Consider the following 18,748-nt stretch of genomic DNA (forward strand, 5'->3'; position numbering starts at 1 on the left):
AGTTTATCAAAGTAACAATTTTTATTGCCTTACACAATTGCTTTTCATAATTAATAAAGTAATTTTGCAATTCTAAAAAGTAAAGATATGAATCAAACCACAAATACCATCCTAATGATTCGTCCTGTTCAATTTAGGATGAATGAGCAAACGGCTGTTAACAATTATTTTCAGGAAGACTTAGATTTAAAAAATGCTGTTATTAATGCCAAGGCTCAAGAGGAATTTGATGCGTTTGTAGAGAAGCTTCAAGCAGTGGGTGTTCATGTTATTGTGGTAAGCGACAACAAGGAATTGGACACTCCAGATTCTGTATTTCCCAACAATTGGGTAAGTTTCCATGAAAATGGCGATGTGGCTTTATACCCTATGTTTGCCGAGAACCGTAGAAAAGAACGTAGAGAGGATATTTTAGAGCATATTGAAGCACAAGGTTTTACAATTGAAAACATTGTGGATTACACAAGCGCAGAAAAAGAAGGTATTTTTCTTGAAGGTACAGGAAGTTTGTTGTTGGATCGAGTAAACAAAAAAGCCTATTGTGCGTTATCGGCTCGAGCAGATGAGGACTTGTTTATAGAGTTTTGTGAAGATTTTGAATATACTCCGGTTATCTTCACGGCCTACCAAACGGTAGAAGGGGAACGTAAACCTATTTACCATACCAATGTAATGATGTGTTTGGCAGAAACCTTTGCTGTAATTTGTCTGGATAGTATAGACGATAAAAAAGAGCGCAAAAATGTTTTGAAACATTTAAAAGAAGATGGCAAAGAAGTGATTGTAATTACAGAAGATCAGGTGGCCAACTTTGCAGGAAACATGTTGCAGGTTAGAGGGTTGGACAATAAACGTTTTTTGGTAATGAGCCAAGCTGCTCACGATTCTTTAACGACTGCTCAAATAAAAACCATTGAAAAGCATTGTGACATCCTTTCAAGTTCTTTGGAAACCATTGAGACCTGTGGTGGAGGTAGTGCTCGTTGTATGATGGCTGAAATATTTTTGCCTAAAAACTAAGATTGATTTTGAGGATTGGATTTTGGCAATTCCACATAAAACGTTGTTCCAACATTTAAATCGCTTTCCACCCAAATTTTTCCATGGTTTAAGTCTACCAGTTCTTTGCAGATGGTCAATCCTAAACCAGTCCCTTTTTCGTTTTGGGTGCCAACAGTTGTAAACGATGAATTTTTGAATAATTTTTGCTGGTTTTCCTTAGAGATGCCAACACCAGTATCGGAAATGCTGATGATGGATTTTCCATTACTAATTTGGTTGGCAATGGTAATGGTATCCCCTTTTTTACTGAATTTTATTGCATTTGTAAGTAGGTTTTGAATAATAATCTCTACCATACTTTTATCAGCATAAACAAAATCCCTTAAGGTTTTATCCCTTAAAATAATGCCTTTCTTTTCCAGTTTTTGTTCCAGTAGATTTATTTTGTCTGCAAAGACTTCCTGTAAATCGAATAAACTTGGACTTGGCTCTAAGGATTGCATTTGAGATTTGGACCAATTTAATAGGTTGAACAGCAATAAAGAGGCATTGTTGGCATTTTCACTTAATTCCGGGATTAAGGTTTTAAATTCCTCTTGGGTTAAAGAGCCGTCTTTTAACAAGTCTATAAAACCTTTAATGGAGGTTAAGGAATCTTTTAAATCGTGAGATACTATGGAAAACAATTTGTCCTTCACCTTGTTTATATCTTCAAGGTGTTTGGTTTGTTCCAAAATAGCTTCGTTTTGAATCTCAATACGTTTATTTTTTTCTTCCAGTTCCCTGGTGTATTGCAATCTGCTATTTCTTTTAAGATAGATTAAAATTAAAAAGGTTGAAAGGATGGCCACAGCCCCTAACAACCCATAGAATATAAGTCTTAACCTATCAAATTCTTTTTGTGTTTTAGCAGCATCGGGATCCATGTTAACAGCTTCAGTATCTTCAATACGATTGTTAATGCTTAAGTTGTCAATTAAAATGGGTTCCTCTGGTTCTATGAGTGTTAAAGCTTCTTTTTTAGTGAGTTCGTTTTGCAACTGGTAGTATTCCCTTTGCCAAACAAAAGCACGATCAAATCTTTTATTGGTGGAATCCAAGGATTTTAAAAGCCTATAATTTTTTAACTGTTCATTCTTGGCGTCTATGTCGCTGGCTATGTCTTTGGCTTCCAAAAGCTGTATTTCGGCATATTTAAGAAAATTTCTTTGTAGGTTTAAATTTCCAAGGTTGTTAAGCGAGACCAAAATGCCATGACGATTGTCAAGGCTTCTATTCAATTTTAACCCTTCAACCAAATACTCCAGTGCTTTGTCATAATCATTAAACTGTAAATATTCCCCTCCCAACTTGGGCAGGATTTCGCTTCTTAAGGAATCATTTTCAACCGAAGTCATCTTTAATACCTTTTCGTAATAGTCTATGGATTTTCTATATTCTTTTTGTAAGGAGTATAGTTCAGCTAATTTTTTTAAGACCTCTATGGAACCTTCATTGTTGTTTATTTGTCTTTCCATATCCAAAGTCTTAACATAGTATTCGGTAGCTTTTTGGATATTGTTAATGCTGTAATATGCGTTGGCCAGACATTCGTAGGCAGAGCGCAACTCTTTTTTCAAGTTTCGTTTTTCAAACTCTTTTAACGCTAAAAGCGAATATTGCAAACCTACGTTGTAATTGCCTCTTTTAATTTCGTTTAAGCCTATGCTGTTGTTGACTTTTGCAATGTTTAAGGTGTCTTGAAGTTGTATAAATAGTTCCTTGGCTTTCAAATAATTGTCCCTGGCATTGATGTAATCGTCTTTAAGGGCATAAATCAATGCTTTGTAATAGGTCATTTCTGCAATGCCATCCTGATAATTTAGTTTTTGGGACAGTTTTTCGGTTTGCGAAATGTATTTTAATGCTTTGTCGTACTCTTGATCCCTGTAAAGGACTTTTACCAGTAATAAAGAGGTTTTAATTTTTGTGGTATCGGAATTTTGAAAGGCTAATTGAATGGTAAGACTATCTTGTTCCTTGGTTTGTGAAAAACCAATGAAAAAAACGAGACAAGCGACTAAAGAAAATAACTTCTTCATACATTAGCCTTACAACAAAAAATAAGAGCTTTGTAACTTGTTGAGATTAAGTCTAATAGCTGGTATTTAGAGCTGTAATTGTTAGTTAGTTCAAGAATGCCCATAGTTTTGGGGCGATTAATAGCATTACCTAACAAAAATTGTAAAAAGAGTTTTAATACACTAATTTCTGCGTTTTAATACCAATAAATTAGTTGAAATGGCAGTTCAAAAAAAAGCAAAAAAAGACGCTATCGATGAAAGGTAAAAAAGTAGGAAAAAATACACTTTTGTCGATGAAATACACTTCTTAGTTTTGGGGAAAACAAAAGACGGAATCTAAGCCAAGGCCTAATTTAAATTTAAAGAAAGATAAGCTGCCACATAAGCTATAAACCTTTAATAAAAGTTTTATCTTTGCATCCTTAAAAAGATTAGGTTATGGGTCTTCAAGACATCTTGTCAAAACATGTTGTTCAAGCAGTAAAAGTTATTTATAATAAGGAATTGCCCACAGTGGAGTTTCAAGCAACCAGAAAGGAATTTGCCGGAGATATAACTGTGGTTATTTTTCCTATGTTACGTGTAATTAAAGGAAATCCTGTGCAGATAGGAGCGCAAATTGGTCAATATTTGGTGGAGCATGTGGCAGAAGTGGAAGGATACAATGTTATTAAAGGTTTTTTAAATGTTGAAATTAAAGCTGCTTATTTTATTCAGTTTTTCAATAGCATTAAAGCAGATGCCACATATGGATTTACAAGTCCTGATCCTGAAGACAAAGCCATTATGGTGGAGTATTCTTCGCCAAACACCAATAAACCCTTGCATTTGGGACACATAAGAAACAATTTGTTGGGTTATAGTGTTTCTGAAATTTTAAAAGCATCTGGAAAGAAAGTTTACAAAACACAGATAATTAACGACAGAGGCATTCATATTTGTAAAAGTATGATTGCCTGGAAACAGTTTGGTCAAGGAGAAACCCCTGAATCTACAGGCTTGAAAGGCGATAAGTTGGTAGGGAATTATTATGTGAAGTTCGACCAGGAATACAAGCAGGAAATAAAACAAATGATTGGGGATGGCTACCCAGAAGAAGAGGCCAAAAAGCAAGCACCAATATTTAAAGCAGCCCAAGACATGCTTTTAAAATGGGAAGCTGGTGATCCAGAAACCGTTGCCTTATGGGAAAAAATGAATCAATGGGTATATGATGGTTTTGATGTGACTTACAAAAACCTTGGAGTTGATTTTGATAAACTTTACTATGAAAGTGAGACCTATTTATTGGGTAAGGAGTTTGTGTTTGAAGGTTTAAAGACAGGTGTTTTTTTTAAAAAAGAAGATGGTTCTGTTTGGTGTGACCTAACCGATGAGGGATTGGATGAAAAACTTGTGTTGCGTAGTGACGGAACAGCTGTTTACATGACTCAGGATATTGGAACGGCCATTCAGCGTGTTAAAGATTATCCAGATGTTGGAGGTATGGTTTATACAGTTGGGAACGAGCAGGAATATCACTTTAAGGTCTTATTTTTGATAATTAAAAAATTAGGCTTTGAATGGGCAGAAAACCTGTATCATTTAAGTTATGGCATGGTAGATTTGCCTTCCGGAAAAATGAAAAGTCGCGAAGGAACCGTTGTGGATGCAGACGATTTAATAGATGAAATGGCTGCAACAGCTGGAGAGATTTCTGAAGAATTAGGGAAGTTGGATGGTTATACCGAAACCGAAAAACAAGACTTGTACAAAGTGATTGGCTTAGGTGCTTTAAAATATTATATTTTAAAAGTGGATCCAAAAAAACGAATTTTGTTCGACCCAAAAGAATCCATAGACTTTCAAGGGAATACAGGACCATTTATTCAATATACCTACGCTAGGATTCAATCTATTTTAAGAAAGGCAGATATAGATGTTGCTATGGAGTTAGATCCAGAGAATGTGTTCCTATCAGACAAAGAAAAGGCCTTAATAAAACAAATACAACTTTTTGAAGATGTGGTACAGCAAGCTGCCACAAATCACAGTCCAGCATTAATTGCCAACTACACATATGATTTGGTGAAAGAATTTAATTCCTTTTACCAAAATATGTCTATCTTAGGAGCAGATACAAACACAGAAAAGGTGTTTAGGGTCCAACTCTCACAAACAGTTGCAAACATTATTAAAAATGCATTCAGCTTATTGGGAATAGATGTGCCTAAACGTATGTAAACTTAGAAATACGGTTTAATTTATAATTGTAATGCAGTAATGAAAATTATACAATTATCTTATGGTACCATCATCCTATTGGAAGAGAACATAGCCGAAGTGATCATCAATGAGGGAGTGGTGATGGACATAGCTATGATTGATCATTATCATGACGTTTTAAAATCAAATTTAAAGGCACCTTTCTCCTTGCTTATAAATAAAAAATTCTCTTATACTTATGATTTTTATGCCCAAAGAAATTTAGCAACCTTAAAAGAAATTGTTGCTATGGCTGTTGTGGCTTATAATAAAATGGCAAGTATGAGTACTGAGGTCCTGGAGAAATTACCAAGACCAACCGAATGGCATTTAAAGATTTTTTCAGATAGGGAAGAAGCCTTAAAATGGTTGCAACATGAGCAAGAAGCACATGATAATAAAAAAGATTAATGGTTTAGATGTTTTAAACCTTCATATATCACAATACTTACTGCGTTTGCTAAATTCAAACTCCTAACATGTTCACTGAACAAAGGGATTTTAAACAATTTATCGGGATGTTTTTCGGTCAAGCTTTTAGGTAGGCCAACAGATTCTTTTCCAAAAACCAGAAATAGGTTATCTTGAAAGGGAATGTCCCAATGGTCTTTTGTTCCATGACTGGATAAAAATACCATGTTGGCAGTTTTATGGATTTTAAAAAACGCCTCAGTATTTTCGTAATAACTAATATTTAAATGTTTCCAATAATCCAAACCAGCACGTTTTAAGCGAGAATTATCTATTTTAAACCCAAAAGGTTTTACAAGGTGTAAGTTAGCGCCTGAGGCTAAGGCCAATCGTCCAATATTTCCAGTGTTGTTTGGGATTTCAGGTTCAATTAAAACAATGTTCAATGGCATGTATAAGATTTAAAAAAGGATTATAAAAATTGAGCAGGTAATATAAAACAAAAACCTATTCTTTTAAGGAATAGGTTTCACTTTAAAGTTTATTGAACAATTATTTTTTGTTCTGTTGTTTTTTTATGGTCTCCTTATCAATATCAAACTGGTTTGTTTCTTTTTTTGTTTTCCCAGTAGGATTTGTAGGGTTGCTTTGCTCTTTTGTTGGTTTAAATTTCTTTTTATCTTTTATTGTTCCCATGTTTTTTATTTTTTTAGTTCACTTATAATATAGAAAATAAGGATTAAAAAAGTATTAAAACGGTCTTAAAATCAGTTGGTTAAATGTTAAATAAAATGAAAAACCAAGGTTGTGATGTTGTTTTTTCAGAAATCATCAAAAATATGGTTCTTTATCAATTAAACTCCCAACCAAAGGACGATTGAAACACATAATCAGAACTGGAAGCTCCTTCCACAGGTTTACTATCATAATTGTAAGATAAGCCTAGTTTTAAAAAGAAATCCAAGGGTAAATCGTATTTAAAATTAAGGTTGTAATCCAACCTGTATCTACCACCTTCGGTTAAGCTGGGATATAATGTTGCATCTGTACTTAAGCTTAAATCGTTTAGGTCGAAAATGTTCAACATTAAAGTGCCATAAGCTTCCAGGGAGTTTCGGTTGGTGCTGGACTCGTCTGTATATTTTTCATTGTTGAACGCCAAACCAAACCCTCCACCAAAGTACAATCTGTTGGTATGGGTAAAGTATTTTCCAAGACCACCTTTTATTGTGGAACGCAGTTCCAATTTTTGTTCATCGTTGGATAAAAAATCTGCTGAAGTGGAGTAAAACCAATCATTCTTCATAAAATATTTAATACCTATATTGGCATCTGTACGCTGGGTTTCCTCTACATCGTCCTGGTTGCTTCTTACAGAATTAAAGCCAGCAGTAAAGAGCCATTTATAAGCCGTGTAACTTAAATTACTGCTAACGGAAAATTGATGGAGGTTGTTGCTTTTTGTAAGGTTGTAACCTAAGGAAATGGAAGCTACAAACCTTGACAGGAAATCGTTTTTAACGGGTTTTATATAGACAATGTTTTTAATATCGGTTGTAAATTCAAACTCGTCTTTTAAGGTCACTTTTGTTGTGTCTCCAGGTTTGGTATAGAGCGTACTATTGATTCTGCTGCCATCAGACAAGGTAAGTAAATAGGTTTGTTCACTTCTTACACTTATAACTTCCAGCCAAGTTATTTTAAAGTCCGAATCGCTATAATCGGTTTTAACTGTGAGTACACCTTTGTCCAAAGATTTGATTTCCCCAACAATTTTATCTTTGTTTTTAAGCACTATACTATCGTTTTGGGACCACGACAAGGTGCTGAACATGAGTATAAAGAGGCATGATAATTTTATTTTGTTTGTAACGAATGCTATCATACAGGTTATCTTTTATATTTTTTTGAAAATTGTTTCTCCTTCCTTAATGGTTTCCAATACCACAATATCCTTGATATCTGACAGGTCTACTTTTAAAGGGTTTTTGTCCAAAATAACCAAATCTGCAAGTTTGCCAGCTTTAAGGGAGCCTTTGGAATTTTCTTCAAAATGTTGGTGAGCAGACCAAATGGTAATGGCTTTTAAGGCTTGGTATGGTGTGAGTCTTTCTTCTATGCCAATTATTTCCCCAGAACGCGATTCCCTTTTGGAAGCAGTCCATAGAACACGCATTAAATTGGGTAAAGCCACGGGAGCATCAGTATGTATGGTTAGTTTTAAGCCTTTATCGAGAGCTGTTTTTGTTGGGCTTATTTTGTTCCCTAAACTATCCCCAATTATTTCTTTATGCCAATCTCCCCAATAAAAGGTATGTAAAGGAAACAGAGAGGCAATAATATCCATTTCCTTTAAAGAATCCAGTTGGTCTTCTCTTACATATTGTCCATGAATCAATACGTTACGTCTATCTTGGTTGTTGTATTTTTCAGTTAGGGGTTTCATGGTCCGAATCATCTGATCTATGGCAGCATCTCCATTGGCATGAGTTAAAATTTGCCAATTGTTTTTAAAGCCTTTTTCATAAATACTGGAAACGATGCTGTCTTGAGGGATGGCAGGATATCCAGAATATCCTTTTTTAGCGCCATCTGGGAGTAGGAGATAAGGTTGTGTTCTCCAGGCAGTCCTGCCTTGAGGCGAACCATCAAGAGTTACTTTCATGCCACCTATTCTATAATGATTGTTGTAGGTGTTACTATACCATTTGGAAGACATATAGTCATCCACAAACAGGTAATCAATATAACTTACAACATCAATTTTTAACTGGTTGGATTCTGCTTTGGCCACCAAATCTTCATGGTTTTGCATGGTTCTTCCATCTTGGGCAGTCGTGTAGCCATAAGACATGGCCATGTTTAAACCAGCTTCAAAAAATTTGTCTGCCACCTCTTTTGAGGAAGGCATTAGCACCTTTGCCATATATGGTACGGCAGCCAATTCTTCCAAAACACCATTTGGTTCCCCGTTTTTTTCACGTCTAATAAGGCCTCCTTCTGGATCTTTGGTTTTGGAAGTAATATTCAGTAACTCCAAGCCTTTGGAATTAACAACGGCAAAATGTAAAGAAATATGGGTAATCATAACAGGATATTCTGTAGATACCTTATCCAAGTCGTGTTTGGTTGGAAACCGTTTTTCTTCAAGAACAGAATCGTCGAAACCCATGCCAAAAATCCATCCTGTTAGGCTTCTGTTTACAGGTGTGTTCCATTCCTGTAAAATATTGATCAATGTAGGAATGTCTTTTGCTCCAGCATCTGGAGGAGGCAATATTTGAGCGCCAATGGCTTGAGGGCCAAAATTTGAAACATGCACATGACCATCTATGAGTCCAGGAATAAGCGTATTGCCTTGCAGGTTTTTCATAACATGTCCTTTTCCTGCAATTTCCATGGCTTTTGAGGAGGTGCCAACATATTCTATCTTACCATCCCTAACAACCAATGCTTCGGCATATTCAGGTTCTTCACCTTCCATGGTTAGGATGTCTCCACCATAATATACAGTTGCTGTACTGGCAGTGTTAGTATTTTCTTTAGATTCGTTTTTACAAGAAAAAGAAATAGTTAAAATAGATAGAATGAGAAACGTGGTAATTTTTTTCATTTATTTTTTTTAAGGTGTTTATATAGAAGTTATAAAGATATTAAAATTGTAAGAATCTATAACTTTGTGATTTGCTTGATGTATTCGGGTATCTTATTGGTTCCAAATTTTGATAGGTGTTTAATAAACGCACTTCCTATTATGGCACCTTTGGCATCTTGTGAAGCTTGTAAAAACGTTTTGTTGTCTGAAATCCCAAAGCCAACAATTTGAGGGTTTTTAAGTTTCATGTTGGCAATGCGCTTAAAGTATTGTGTTTGTTCTTCACCAAAACCAGAACTATTTCCTGTAACACTGGCACTACTTACCATGTAGATAAATCCGTTGGAAACAGAATCGATAAAACGGATACGTTCCCCTGAAGTTTGTGGAGTGATTAGGAATATATTTAAAAGCTTGTATTTTTCAAAAACAGTCTTGTAGGCTTCATTGTAAACCTCTATAGGTAAATCTGGAATAATGAGTCCATCGACACCAATTTCTGCACATTTTTTACAGAAAGCTTCAACGCCATATTGCAATATTGGATTAAAATATCCCATGATGATTAATGGAATGTGAACAGACTTTCTAATGTCTTTTAATTGCTTGAATAAAACATCAGTAGTCATGCCATTTTTAAGCGCTTGTGTGGAACTTGCCTGAATGGTTGGGCCATCAGCAAGTGGATCGCTAAAGGGTAGGCCTATTTCAATCATATCAACACCACTTTTTTCTAAATTTTGAATGATGGTAACAGTGTCACCAAGTTCGGGATAACCAGCTGTAAAATAAATGGATAAAAGCTTTTTGTCTTCTTGTAATTTCTGATTGATTCTGTTCACAATTTATAAGTTGAAATAGTTTATATATGTTTCCAAATCTTTATCGCCACGACCAGATAAACTCAAGACCACCACATCATTTGGTTTAAATGTTTTCTGTTCGAAGATTGCTAAGGCATGAGAACTTTCAATAGCAGGAATAATGCCTTCTAGTTTACATAATTCCAATCCAGCTTTCATAGCTTCATCATCTGTTATAGAGATAAATTCTGCGCGACCAGTTTTGTACAAATGTGCATGCATGGGGCCAATACCAGGATAATCTAATCCAGCAGAAATGGAATAGGGTTCTGTAATTTGTCCATCTTTGGTTTGCATTAAAAGAGTTTTACTGCCATGAATAATCCCTTCTTTTCCTAATGCAGAAGTTGCTGCACTTTCACCAGATTGAATGCCTTTTCCAGCAGCTTCCGCAGCAATAAGTATTACATTTGTGTCTTCTAAAAAATGATAATAGGCTCCAGCAGCATTACTGCCTCCACCAACACAGGCAATGACATAGTCTGGTTTTGTTTTTCCTTCTTGCTCCTTTAATTGCCATTGTATTTCTTTAGAAACCACAGCTTGAAAACGCGCGACCATATCTGGATAGGGATGAGGTCCAACCACAGAACCAATAATGTAATGAGTATCTACAGGATTATTGATCCAATCCCTAATGGCTTCGTTGGTAGCGTCTTTAAGGGTTTTGCTTCCAGATACTGCAGGAATAACAGTAGCGCCAAGCATTTTCATTCGTGCCACATTTGGTGCTTGTCTGGCAATATCAATTTCTCCCATATATACTATACATTCCAAACCCATTAAAGCACAAACCGTTGCTGTTGCCACACCATGTTGTCCAGCTCCAGTTTCGGCAATAATGCGCTGTTTGCCCAAACGTTTTGCCATGAGAATTTGCCCTATGGTGTTATTTATTTTATGAGCTCCTGTATGGTTGAGGTCTTCGCGTTTTAAGTAAATTTTGGTATTGTATTTTGCAGAAAGCCGCTTTGCAAAATAAAGAGGTGAAGGACGACCCACATAATCTTTTAAAAGCTTATCAAACTCTTTTTGAAATTCTGGCTCAGCCATCACTTTTAAATAATTTTGACGTAGTTCTTCCACATTTGGATAGAGCATTTCTGGAATGAAAGCACCACCAAACTCTCCATAATAACCTTTATTGTTTATGTTGTAACTCATAATTGAGATTTTAATTCTTGTAATAATTGAATGTCTTTAAATCCTGGTTCAATTTCAAATTGACTATTAACATCAATGGCATGGCAGAATTTTGATGCTTTGCTATTTTGAAAATGCTTTAAATTATCTACTTGATCCAATCCAATGCCACCACTTAAAAAATAAGGTTTGGTTGATGGATACTGTTCCAAAACCGACCAATCGAACCTATAACCATTTCCTCCTGGTAATTTTCCTTTGGTATCAAATAAAAAGTAATCGCAAACGTCTTCATAAGGTGTTAAAACCGAAAAATCAAATTCATTTTTTATGGAAAAGACTTTAAGCACTTTGACACCAGATGATTTTAAAAGACGACAAGTTTCGGGGGATTCATGACCATGTAATTGGATAGCAGATAATTTGTGTTTATCAATTTGGCCAGAAATAAATTCTACCTTTTCATCCACAAAAACACCTACTGTTTGAATTTGATCAGACAATGCTGGAATTTTTTCTTCAAAGTGTCTTGGCGATCTTTCATGAAAAATAAACCCGAGATAATCTGGTTGAAGTTGCGCCACTTGAGAGATGTTATCCGGATATTTCATGCCACAGATTTTTAGTTTCATAATTTTAAATCTTTTATAAATTTTGCTGCACTTTTCCCAGCGTCATCTGTTTTCATAAAATTCTCCCCAATTAAAAACCCTTTATATCCAAATGGTTGTAATTCTTTAATAGCATCAACACTGCTAATGCCACTTTCAGATACTTTTACAAATTCATTAGGCATTATTTGGCTTAAGGTTTTACTTGTATCTAAACTAACATCGAATGTTTTTAAGTTTCTATTGTTTACACCAAACATATCTAAACTTGGCATCATTGATTTATGCAACTCTTCTTCGTTATGAACTTCTAGGAGCACATCTAAATTCAGGCTTTTTGCGAATTCAGAAAACTGCTTTATTTCTTCTTTGGTTAATATTGCTGCAATTAGTAAAATAACATCTGCACCATAAGCTTTAGCTTCCAATATCTGATATTCGTCAATAATAAATTCTTTACGTAATAATGGTAGATTGCAACTTGCTCTGGCTATAAGTAAATCGTCTAAAGAGCCACCAAAATATTTTGAATCTGTAAGTACAGACATACCACAAACACCTGCATTTTCATATCCTTTTGCAACATCGAAAACATTTAAGTTTTGATTGATTACAGATTTTGATGGAGAACGACGTTTGTGTTCTGCAATAATACCTGTAGGACTATTCTTAAGCTTTGAAGCAAGCGAAATTGTAGGTCTTTCAAACAATACAGATTGCTCCAATTGTGAAACAGGAATGAGTTGTTTTCTAAGAGAAACTTCAATGCGTTTGTCTGCTACTATTTTATCTAAAATATTCATTTTTTATTACTTAGTTTCACCAATGTTTTAAAGCTGTTTAAAGCGCGACCACTCATTAAGGATTCTTTGGCCATTACAAAACCATCAGCTACTGTTTTATTTGTAACGGTAGCGATGGCCAAGGCAGCATTGGCACAAACAACATTATTTTGGGAGTCTGTACCTTGACCTTTTAATATATGTGTGAATATTTTAGCTGAAGTTGCTACAGTATTCCCACCATGTATTTCGTTTTGATTTAAAGTTTCCAGTCCAAAATCTTCTGGGGTTAAAATATATTCTGAATTTTTTTGTACCACTTTTGCAGGACTTGTTAGTGAGATTTCGTCAAACCCATCCAAAGCATGAATGATGGTATAATTTTTATTGGTATTTTGATAAAGATACCCATACATGCGAAGTAATTCCAAATTAAAAACACCAACCATTTGATGTTTGGGAAAGGAAGGGTTGACCATAGGCCCCAACATGTTAAAAAAGGTTTTTATCCCAAGTTCCCTTCTTATTGGAGCCACATGTTTCATGGCAGGATGAAACAAAGGCGCGTGTAGCACACAAATCCCAGCTTCATCTAAACTTCGTTTTAAAAAATCTTTATCTGAAGTGAATTTTACACCTAAATGTTCCATTACGTTTGAAGAACCACAAGCAGAGGAAACACCATAATTTCCATGTTTTGCAACAGGAATACCTGCTCCAGCTGTAACAAAGGAGGCCAAAGTGGAAATATTAAAAGTATCTTTTCCATCGCCACCTGTACCACATAAATCTATGGCATTATATGCTTCTAGATCTACAGGAATACACAATTCCAAAAGGGCGTCCCTAAAACCAAAAAGTTCTTCAATGGTTATGCTGCGCATCATAAAGACGGTTAAAAAAGAAGCTATCTGGCTTTGGTTGTAATCGCCTTTGGAAATGTTCACCAAAACTTGTTTGGCTTCTTCACTGGAGATGCTTTCCTGGTTGATTAATCTGTTTAGTATTTGTTTCATATTCATTTCCTTCCAGAGGGAATTTTTTAATTTTGTTTTTAAAAATCGAAAAACTAGAAGCACTTGTTAAAAGATGCTTCTGTAAATTCAGCATGCCATTATTCATTGATTCACCCAATTTTCCAAAATCCTTTTCCCATTGGGAGTCAATACGGATTCTGGATGGTATTGCACACCTTTAACATCAAAAAGCCTATGTCTTAAAGACATGATTTGACCATGTTCATCGAAAGAAGTGGCTTCCAGGACCTCAGGTAAATGAACATCGACCACCCAAGAATGATATCTTCCAACTTCAAAAGTTTGATCTAAATTTTTAAATAATATCTCATCGGTGACACAGGTTGTTACTTTGGTTGCCACACCATGAAAAACAGTGTCCAAGTTAATGAGTTTGCCACCAAAGACTTCGGCTATAGCCTGTTGCCCCAAACAAACACCCAAGATGCTTTTTGTTGCCGCGTATTTAGAAATTATGGGTTTAAGCAAACCTGCTTCATCAGGAATTCCAGGTCCAGGAGATAAAACAATTTTGTTGAAAGCTTCAACTTCATCCAAATGTAATTGATCGTTTCGTTTTACGGTTACCTGGCATCCTAACTCTTCCAAATAATGTACTAGGTTGTAGGTAAAACTGTCGTAATTGTCTATGACTAATATGTTTTTCATCTGTAACTGTTTGTTGTATGTTAATGGTCTGATGGTATGTTTAAAGAAACAGGTTTCATGATTTGTAAATGTGTTAACAGACATTTCATGGTTATATGTTTTCGGCTAATTCTATGGCTTTTGTTAAGGCACCCAATTTGTTATATACTTCCTGTAATTCGTTTTCAGGTTCTGATTTTGATACCAAACCAGCTCCGGCTTGCCAATGCAATTGATGGTTTTTACTTAAAAAGGTCCTGATCATAATGGCATGATTGAAATTGCCTTCAAAATCCATAAACCCTATGGCTCCTCCATAGAATTCCCGACTTGTTTTTTCGTATTTTTCTATTAGTTGCATGGCTTTGTGTTTTGGTGCACCACTTAAGGTTCCAGCGGGAAAGGTGTCTGCTACCACTTGCATGGTGGTGGTGTTTTTATGTTTTGTTCCTGTTACCTTACTTACCAAATGGATGACATGTGAAAAGAATTGTATTTCCCGATATTTTTCCACCTTAACGTTGCTTCCATGTCGGCTTAAATCATTTCTGGCCAAATCTACCAGCATGACATGTTCAGAGTTTTCTTTATCGTCCAGAGCGAGTTTTTTTGCCAGCTCAGCATCTTTTTCATCATGTCCTGTGCGTTTAAAAGTACCCGCAATTGGATGGATTTCGGCTTTGTCTTTATTGATTTTGAGTTGTGCTTCGGGAGAGCTTCCAAAAATTTTGAAATCGCCATAATCAAAATAAAACAAGTATGGCGATGGATTGACGCTTCTTAAGGCACGATATACATTAAATTCGTCCCCTTTAAAGGATTGAGAGAATTTTTTTGAAAGCACCAATTGAAATACATCACCTCTAGCACAATGCTTTTTGGCTAAATTTACCTGTTGTTTATATTCTTCATCGGTTAAATTGGAAGTGGTTTTCCCTTGTTTGGCAAAAGCAAATGCAGCAAAGTTTTTAGATTTTATAAGTTGTAAAATGTCATCAATGTTGTTTTCAGCATTAAAACAATGTGCAAAAATATAAGCTTCATTTTTAAAGTGATTGATGGCTATGATGTTTTGGTACACGGCATAATACATGTCAGGAATTCTTAAATGGCCCTCTTTTTTTGAAATATCAACATCTTCAAAATACCTAACGGCATCATAGGCCATGTAACCAAAAATCCCGTTGTTGATAAATTTAAAATTTTCTTCAGATTGTACTTTAAAGCGCTTCGAAAATTTATGGATTACCTCGGGAACCTGTGTGTTTTTGTTGATATTGTTTTTAAAAACAGTTCCATCTGGAAACGTTTGTGTGATTTTATTGTCTAGTACCTTAATGGTGGCAATGGGGTTGCAACAGATATAAGAAAAACTGTTGTCGTTAGCGTGATAGTCACTACTTTCCAAGAGAATGCTGTTGGGGAACTTATCACGTATTTTAAGGTAAATACTAACAGGGGTCAAGGTGTCTGCAAGTATTTTTTTATAATGTGTGTAAAGACTGAATGTTTTCATATCTATGTGCTAGTGCCTTTTTCGCTAAGGAGGGAAGGGCTTAAATTAATTTGCAAAAAAAAGGCTTGTCGTGAATGACAAGCCTTAATATTATGGTTTAAATATACAAAAGGGTTACTTCACGAAGTTCGAGTTTCGAAAGTTCCACCACCAAGTATGATTTAAAATTGTTTTCATGTTTGTTTAATTGTGTGTCAAATATAGTCATGTAATTGATTTTTTCAAATTAATTTGCATAAAATGTTCTGAAGGGTTTTCAAGTTGTTGGTATTTTGTATTTTAGTAACAAACTGCATAATGTTTTGTTAAAGTTTGAAAAACAATAAGTTCCATTATTAATTTTAGGTCATGAGATTTATACTTCCATTATTAATGCTATTGCTGTTTGCCTGTAAAAATGACACCAAGGCAGTTGCCAAAGCAGATTTACAGGCCGAAGTCCAGCAAATGGACTTGGAAATTTATGATTTTGATGGATTGAAAAATTTTTTAAACACAACATCCAACAAAACCTATGTGGTGAATTTTTGGGCCACTTGGTGTGCACCATGTGTTAAGGAGCTGCCATATTTTGAAGATTTGAATACACAATATAAAAATGAGCAAGTGGAAGTTATTCTGGTTAGTCTGGATTTTCCAAAGACTTACGAAACAAGTTTAAAACCCTTTTTAAAAGAGAAGAAATTACAAACTAAAGTTGTAGCTTTGGATGATGCCAATTTTAACTCTTGGATACCACAGGTTCATCCAGATTGGTCTGGAGCGATTCCAGCAACGCTTATTTACAACAGGGAAAAGCGTAAATTTTTTGAAAAATCATTTACTTACAAAGAATTGGAAAACGAAGTAAAACAATTTATAAAATAAACATTATGTATACATTAAAAACATTTACTGCTGTTATGGCAATGATGCTCATTTCAGTTTTTACATCTTTAGAAAACGGTTATAAAGTAGGAGATATTGCCACAGATTTTAAGTTGGAGAATGTAGATGGAAACATGGTTTCCCTTTCAGATTACAGTCAGGCAAAAGGCTTTATTGTTATATTTACCTGCAATACCTGTCCGTTTTCAGTGGCTTATGAAGATAGGATTATTGCTTTAGATAAAAAATACGCTTCTCAAGGTTATCCAGTTATAGCCATTATGCCAAATAATCCAGCAGCCAGCCCTGGAGACAGTATGGAGGCCATGAAAGCCAGAGCCAAAGCAAAAGGTTTTACATTTCCATATTTAATGGATACAAACCAAGAAGTTTATCCAAAATATGGCGCGGTAAAAACACCACATGTATATGTTTTGCAAAAGACTAAAAAAGGAAACCAGGTAAAATATATTGGTGCTATAGACGATAATTATCAAAACCCAGAATCTGTAAATCAAGCTTATGTTGAGAATGCCGTAGATGCTTTATTGGCTGGAAAACCAATTACAGAAACACATACCAGAGCCATTGGCTGTACCATAAAAGTTTAAATGTTCATTAAAAGTTCAAGGTATCTGTTCAACTTTTTTTAGTCATTTTTTATTTAGAAATAGTATTTTTGTTGAAATTTATATAAAATAGTATTTCATGGCAGATTTAAACCAAGAACAGTGGCAAGAACAATTATCTAAAGATACCAATGCTTTAATTATAGATGTAAGGACTTTAGAGGAAGTAGAGGAAGGCTTTATTAAAAATGCCAAGCATATAGACATCTATCTTCCACAAGAATTTATGGAGCAATTAGAGGCCTTGGATAAGAGCAAAAACTATTATGTATATTGCCGTTCTGGAGGAAGAAGCGCTCAAGCCTGTGCCATTATGAGTCAGTTAGGTTTTGAAAACACCTACAATCTGTTGGGAGGGTTTTGCGAATGGGAAGGTGAGGTTGAAACCTTATAGAGTACATTTTGTTTGCCATTAATTAACATAAAATATACCAACAATGAAACATCTGTTATTTAGTATTTTGTTCGTGGCTGTGGTTTTAGGTTGCAAAGAGACTAAAAACGACCATGTGAAAATTGTAACAGCCGAAGAGATGCAATCCATACTGGAACTGGAAGAAGTTCAATTGATAGATGTTAGGACACCAGAAGAATTTTCAGAGGGCTTCATTAAAGATGCTCAAAACATTAACTTTTATTCAGATACATTTGAAGAGGATATTTTAGAACTGGACAAAACCAAACCTGTAATTTTATATTGTAAATCTGGACGTAGAAGCGCAGCTTGTTCAGAAAAACTTATAGAAGCAGGATTTGTAAAAGTTTACGATCTGGAAGGAGGTATCACTCAATGGAAACACCAAGGTTATGGTGTAGAGCTTTCAAATTAATTTTTTAACAAGGATTTTTTACATACTTCAATTTCCCATATTGAATTTTCAAAAAAGGTTTTTTCTTTATTTTTTATAATAATATTTATAAAAAACTGACGTTCAACTAAAATTTTGGATCTTAATCTGTTCTTTTGTAGTGTTTTAATTTATTTTAATAGATTTAAGTAAGCATGTATGAATAGCATAGTCTTCCCAAATCTTAATTCATATAAACGTCAAATTTTTATTAACTTAAAATTATATTATTATGATGAATGGGTTTGTTATATTGTTAATTCTTGCAGGAATGTTTTTATTTTTTTATTGGTATTCCTATAGAACAGTGGCATTGGAAGATAAAAAACGAGAAGCCATCTGGAAGCGAAAACATGAGAGAGAGGAAGCCTTTAACAAAAGGATGAAGGAACGCGCAGAATTGAGGCGTCAAAAATTTGAAAAATTCATGAATAGAAGTAGAGAGATCCAACAAGAGCTCATGAGGTTACAGAACTCTAAAAGGATCCAACCTAATTAATTTGCCATTAG

Annotated in this window: 20 protein-coding genes; 8 read left to right on the plus strand and 12 right to left on the minus strand. The window is 34.8% G+C overall.

Translation table 11 applies throughout. From position 1 onward, the window contains the following. Positions 1–87 precede the first annotated feature (87 nt). Positions 88–1,020: an arginine deiminase-related protein gene (locus tag AACY93_RS02210; protein WP_286854536.1), complete on the plus strand. Its 933-nt coding sequence runs from the start codon at positions 88–90 to the stop codon at positions 1,018–1,020. On the opposite strand, the gene AACY93_RS02215 is transcribed toward AACY93_RS02210, so the two are convergent. Then, positions 1,017–3,083, minus strand: coding sequence for a tetratricopeptide repeat-containing sensor histidine kinase (locus AACY93_RS02215; RefSeq protein WP_286854535.1), 2,067 nt, complete (start codon positions 3,081–3,083; stop codon positions 1,017–1,019). The genes AACY93_RS02210 and AACY93_RS02215 overlap by 4 nt on opposite strands. Before the next feature lie 420 nt (positions 3,084–3,503). Between AACY93_RS02215 and argS the strand changes: the two genes are divergently transcribed. Continuing rightward, positions 3,504–5,288 carry an arginine--tRNA ligase gene (gene argS, locus AACY93_RS02220; protein WP_286854534.1) on the plus strand — a complete coding sequence of 595 codons (1,785 nt, stop codon included), beginning with the start codon at positions 3,504–3,506 and terminating at the stop codon, positions 5,286–5,288. A gap of 39 nt (positions 5,289–5,327) precedes the next feature. Beyond that, positions 5,328–5,720, plus strand: a complete 393-nt coding sequence (locus tag AACY93_RS02225) for an STAS/SEC14 domain-containing protein (RefSeq protein ID WP_286854533.1) — start codon at positions 5,328–5,330, stop codon at positions 5,718–5,720. On the opposite strand, the gene AACY93_RS02230 is transcribed toward AACY93_RS02225, so the two are convergent. The 11 genes from AACY93_RS02230 to AACY93_RS02280 form a co-directional block, all read right to left on the minus strand. Next, entirely contained in the window at positions 5,717–6,172 is a 456-nt protein-coding gene (locus tag AACY93_RS02230; RefSeq protein WP_286854532.1) for a tRNA (cytidine(34)-2'-O)-methyltransferase, read from the minus strand. The genes AACY93_RS02225 and AACY93_RS02230 overlap by 4 nt on opposite strands. 100 nt (positions 6,173–6,272) lie before the next feature. Then, on the minus strand, positions 6,273–6,416 hold the full coding sequence (locus AACY93_RS02235; protein ID WP_286854531.1) for a hypothetical protein: 144 nt from the start codon (positions 6,414–6,416) through the stop codon (positions 6,273–6,275). A gap of 154 nt (positions 6,417–6,570) precedes the next feature. Further along, complete coding sequence (locus AACY93_RS02240; RefSeq protein ID WP_286854529.1) at positions 6,571–7,605, minus strand: DUF481 domain-containing protein; 1,035 nt, start codon at positions 7,603–7,605, stop codon at positions 6,571–6,573. A gap of 12 nt (positions 7,606–7,617) precedes the next feature. Beyond that, on the minus strand, positions 7,618–9,333 hold the full coding sequence (locus AACY93_RS02245; RefSeq protein WP_286854528.1) for an amidohydrolase: 1,716 nt from the start codon (positions 9,331–9,333) through the stop codon (positions 7,618–7,620). Between the two features lie 56 nt (positions 9,334–9,389). Further along, positions 9,390–10,157 (minus strand): tryptophan synthase subunit alpha, encoded by a 768-nt coding sequence (gene trpA / locus AACY93_RS02250; RefSeq protein WP_286854526.1) that lies wholly within the window; start codon positions 10,155–10,157, stop codon positions 9,390–9,392. Between the two features lie 3 nt (positions 10,158–10,160). After that, positions 10,161–11,342, minus strand: coding sequence for a tryptophan synthase subunit beta (gene trpB, locus AACY93_RS02255; RefSeq protein ID WP_286854525.1), 1,182 nt, complete (start codon positions 11,340–11,342; stop codon positions 10,161–10,163). Then, entirely contained in the window at positions 11,339–11,953 is a 615-nt protein-coding gene (locus AACY93_RS02260; RefSeq protein ID WP_286854523.1) for a phosphoribosylanthranilate isomerase, read from the minus strand. The genes trpB and AACY93_RS02260 overlap by 4 nt, the downstream gene beginning before the upstream one ends. Next, on the minus strand, positions 11,950–12,735 hold the full coding sequence (gene trpC / locus AACY93_RS02265) for an indole-3-glycerol phosphate synthase TrpC (RefSeq protein ID WP_286854521.1): 786 nt from the start codon (positions 12,733–12,735) through the stop codon (positions 11,950–11,952). Before trpC ends, AACY93_RS02260 begins: the two co-directional genes overlap by 4 nt. Next, on the minus strand, positions 12,732–13,730 hold the full coding sequence (trpD, locus tag AACY93_RS02270; protein ID WP_286854520.1) for an anthranilate phosphoribosyltransferase: 999 nt from the start codon (positions 13,728–13,730) through the stop codon (positions 12,732–12,734). The genes trpC and trpD overlap by 4 nt, the downstream gene beginning before the upstream one ends. A gap of 102 nt (positions 13,731–13,832) precedes the next feature. After that, positions 13,833–14,399 carry an aminodeoxychorismate/anthranilate synthase component II gene (locus tag AACY93_RS02275; protein ID WP_286854519.1) on the minus strand — a complete coding sequence of 189 codons (567 nt, stop codon included), beginning with the start codon at positions 14,397–14,399 and terminating at the stop codon, positions 13,833–13,835. A 91-nt stretch (positions 14,400–14,490) separates the two neighbouring features. Next, positions 14,491–15,894, minus strand: a complete 1,404-nt coding sequence (locus tag AACY93_RS02280; RefSeq protein WP_287006230.1) for an anthranilate synthase component I family protein — start codon at positions 15,892–15,894, stop codon at positions 14,491–14,493. 348 nt (positions 15,895–16,242) lie between these two features. On the opposite strand from AACY93_RS02280, the gene AACY93_RS02285 reads away from it, so the two are divergent. From AACY93_RS02285 to AACY93_RS02305, 5 genes are all read left to right on the plus strand, one after another. After that, a complete protein-coding gene (locus tag AACY93_RS02285) occupies positions 16,243–16,761 on the plus strand; it encodes a TlpA disulfide reductase family protein (protein ID WP_287006232.1) in 519 nt (172 codons plus the stop codon). Between the two features lie 5 nt (positions 16,762–16,766). Continuing rightward, the gene (locus tag AACY93_RS02290) at positions 16,767–17,372 is read left to right on the plus strand and encodes a thioredoxin family protein (protein ID WP_286854516.1); all 606 of its coding nucleotides are present in this window, start codon (positions 16,767–16,769) and stop codon (positions 17,370–17,372) included. 97 nt (positions 17,373–17,469) lie between these two features. Further along, positions 17,470–17,784 (plus strand): rhodanese-like domain-containing protein, encoded by a 315-nt coding sequence (locus AACY93_RS02295; RefSeq protein ID WP_286854515.1) that lies wholly within the window; start codon positions 17,470–17,472, stop codon positions 17,782–17,784. Between the two features lie 43 nt (positions 17,785–17,827). Continuing rightward, positions 17,828–18,220: a rhodanese-like domain-containing protein gene (locus AACY93_RS02300; RefSeq protein WP_040491908.1), complete on the plus strand. Its 393-nt coding sequence runs from the start codon at positions 17,828–17,830 to the stop codon at positions 18,218–18,220. A gap of 289 nt (positions 18,221–18,509) precedes the next feature. Further along, positions 18,510–18,737: a hypothetical protein gene (locus tag AACY93_RS02305; RefSeq protein ID WP_286854514.1), complete on the plus strand. Its 228-nt coding sequence runs from the start codon at positions 18,510–18,512 to the stop codon at positions 18,735–18,737. Positions 18,738–18,748: the final 11 nt, after the last annotated feature.

This window comes from uncultured Xanthomarina sp., assembly GCF_963971605.1.
In the GTDB taxonomy this organism is placed as follows: domain Bacteria; phylum Bacteroidota; class Bacteroidia; order Flavobacteriales; family Flavobacteriaceae; genus Xanthomarina; species Xanthomarina gelatinilytica.

What these genes read in the sequence shown, in the direction of transcription:
- AACY93_RS02210 (WP_286854536.1), top strand. Translation starts at nt 88, where the DNA reads ATGAATCAAACCACAAATACCATCCTAATGATTCGTCCTGTTCAATTT.
- AACY93_RS02215 (WP_286854535.1), bottom strand. Translation starts at nt 3,083, where the DNA reads ATGAAGAAGTTATTTTCTTTAGTCGCTTGTCTCGTTTTTTTCATTGGT.
- argS (WP_286854534.1), top strand. Translation starts at nt 3,504, where the DNA reads ATGGGTCTTCAAGACATCTTGTCAAAACATGTTGTTCAAGCAGTAAAA.
- AACY93_RS02225 (WP_286854533.1), top strand. Translation starts at nt 5,328, where the DNA reads ATGAAAATTATACAATTATCTTATGGTACCATCATCCTATTGGAAGAG.
- AACY93_RS02230 (WP_286854532.1), bottom strand. Translation starts at nt 6,172, where the DNA reads ATGCCATTGAACATTGTTTTAATTGAACCTGAAATCCCAAACAACACT.
- AACY93_RS02235 (WP_286854531.1), bottom strand. Translation starts at nt 6,416, where the DNA reads ATGGGAACAATAAAAGATAAAAAGAAATTTAAACCAACAAAAGAGCAA.
- AACY93_RS02240 (WP_286854529.1), bottom strand. Translation starts at nt 7,605, where the DNA reads ATGATAGCATTCGTTACAAACAAAATAAAATTATCATGCCTCTTTATA.
- AACY93_RS02245 (WP_286854528.1), bottom strand. Translation starts at nt 9,333, where the DNA reads ATGAAAAAAATTACCACGTTTCTCATTCTATCTATTTTAACTATTTCT.
- trpB (WP_286854525.1), bottom strand. Translation starts at nt 11,342, where the DNA reads ATGAGTTACAACATAAACAATAAAGGTTATTATGGAGAGTTTGGTGGT.
- AACY93_RS02260 (WP_286854523.1), bottom strand. Translation starts at nt 11,953, where the DNA reads ATGAAACTAAAAATCTGTGGCATGAAATATCCGGATAACATCTCTCAA.
- trpC (WP_286854521.1), bottom strand. Translation starts at nt 12,735, where the DNA reads ATGAATATTTTAGATAAAATAGTAGCAGACAAACGCATTGAAGTTTCT.
- trpD (WP_286854520.1), bottom strand. Translation starts at nt 13,730, where the DNA reads ATGAAACAAATACTAAACAGATTAATCAACCAGGAAAGCATCTCCAGT.
- AACY93_RS02275 (WP_286854519.1), bottom strand. Translation starts at nt 14,399, where the DNA reads ATGAAAAACATATTAGTCATAGACAATTACGACAGTTTTACCTACAAC.
- AACY93_RS02280 (WP_287006230.1), bottom strand. Translation starts at nt 15,894, where the DNA reads ATGAAAACATTCAGTCTTTACACACATTATAAAAAAATACTTGCAGAC.
- AACY93_RS02285 (WP_287006232.1), top strand. Translation starts at nt 16,243, where the DNA reads ATGAGATTTATACTTCCATTATTAATGCTATTGCTGTTTGCCTGTAAA.
- AACY93_RS02290 (WP_286854516.1), top strand. Translation starts at nt 16,767, where the DNA reads ATGTATACATTAAAAACATTTACTGCTGTTATGGCAATGATGCTCATT.
- AACY93_RS02295 (WP_286854515.1), top strand. Translation starts at nt 17,470, where the DNA reads ATGGCAGATTTAAACCAAGAACAGTGGCAAGAACAATTATCTAAAGAT.
- AACY93_RS02300 (WP_040491908.1), top strand. Translation starts at nt 17,828, where the DNA reads ATGAAACATCTGTTATTTAGTATTTTGTTCGTGGCTGTGGTTTTAGGT.
- AACY93_RS02305 (WP_286854514.1), top strand. Translation starts at nt 18,510, where the DNA reads ATGTTTTTATTTTTTTATTGGTATTCCTATAGAACAGTGGCATTGGAA.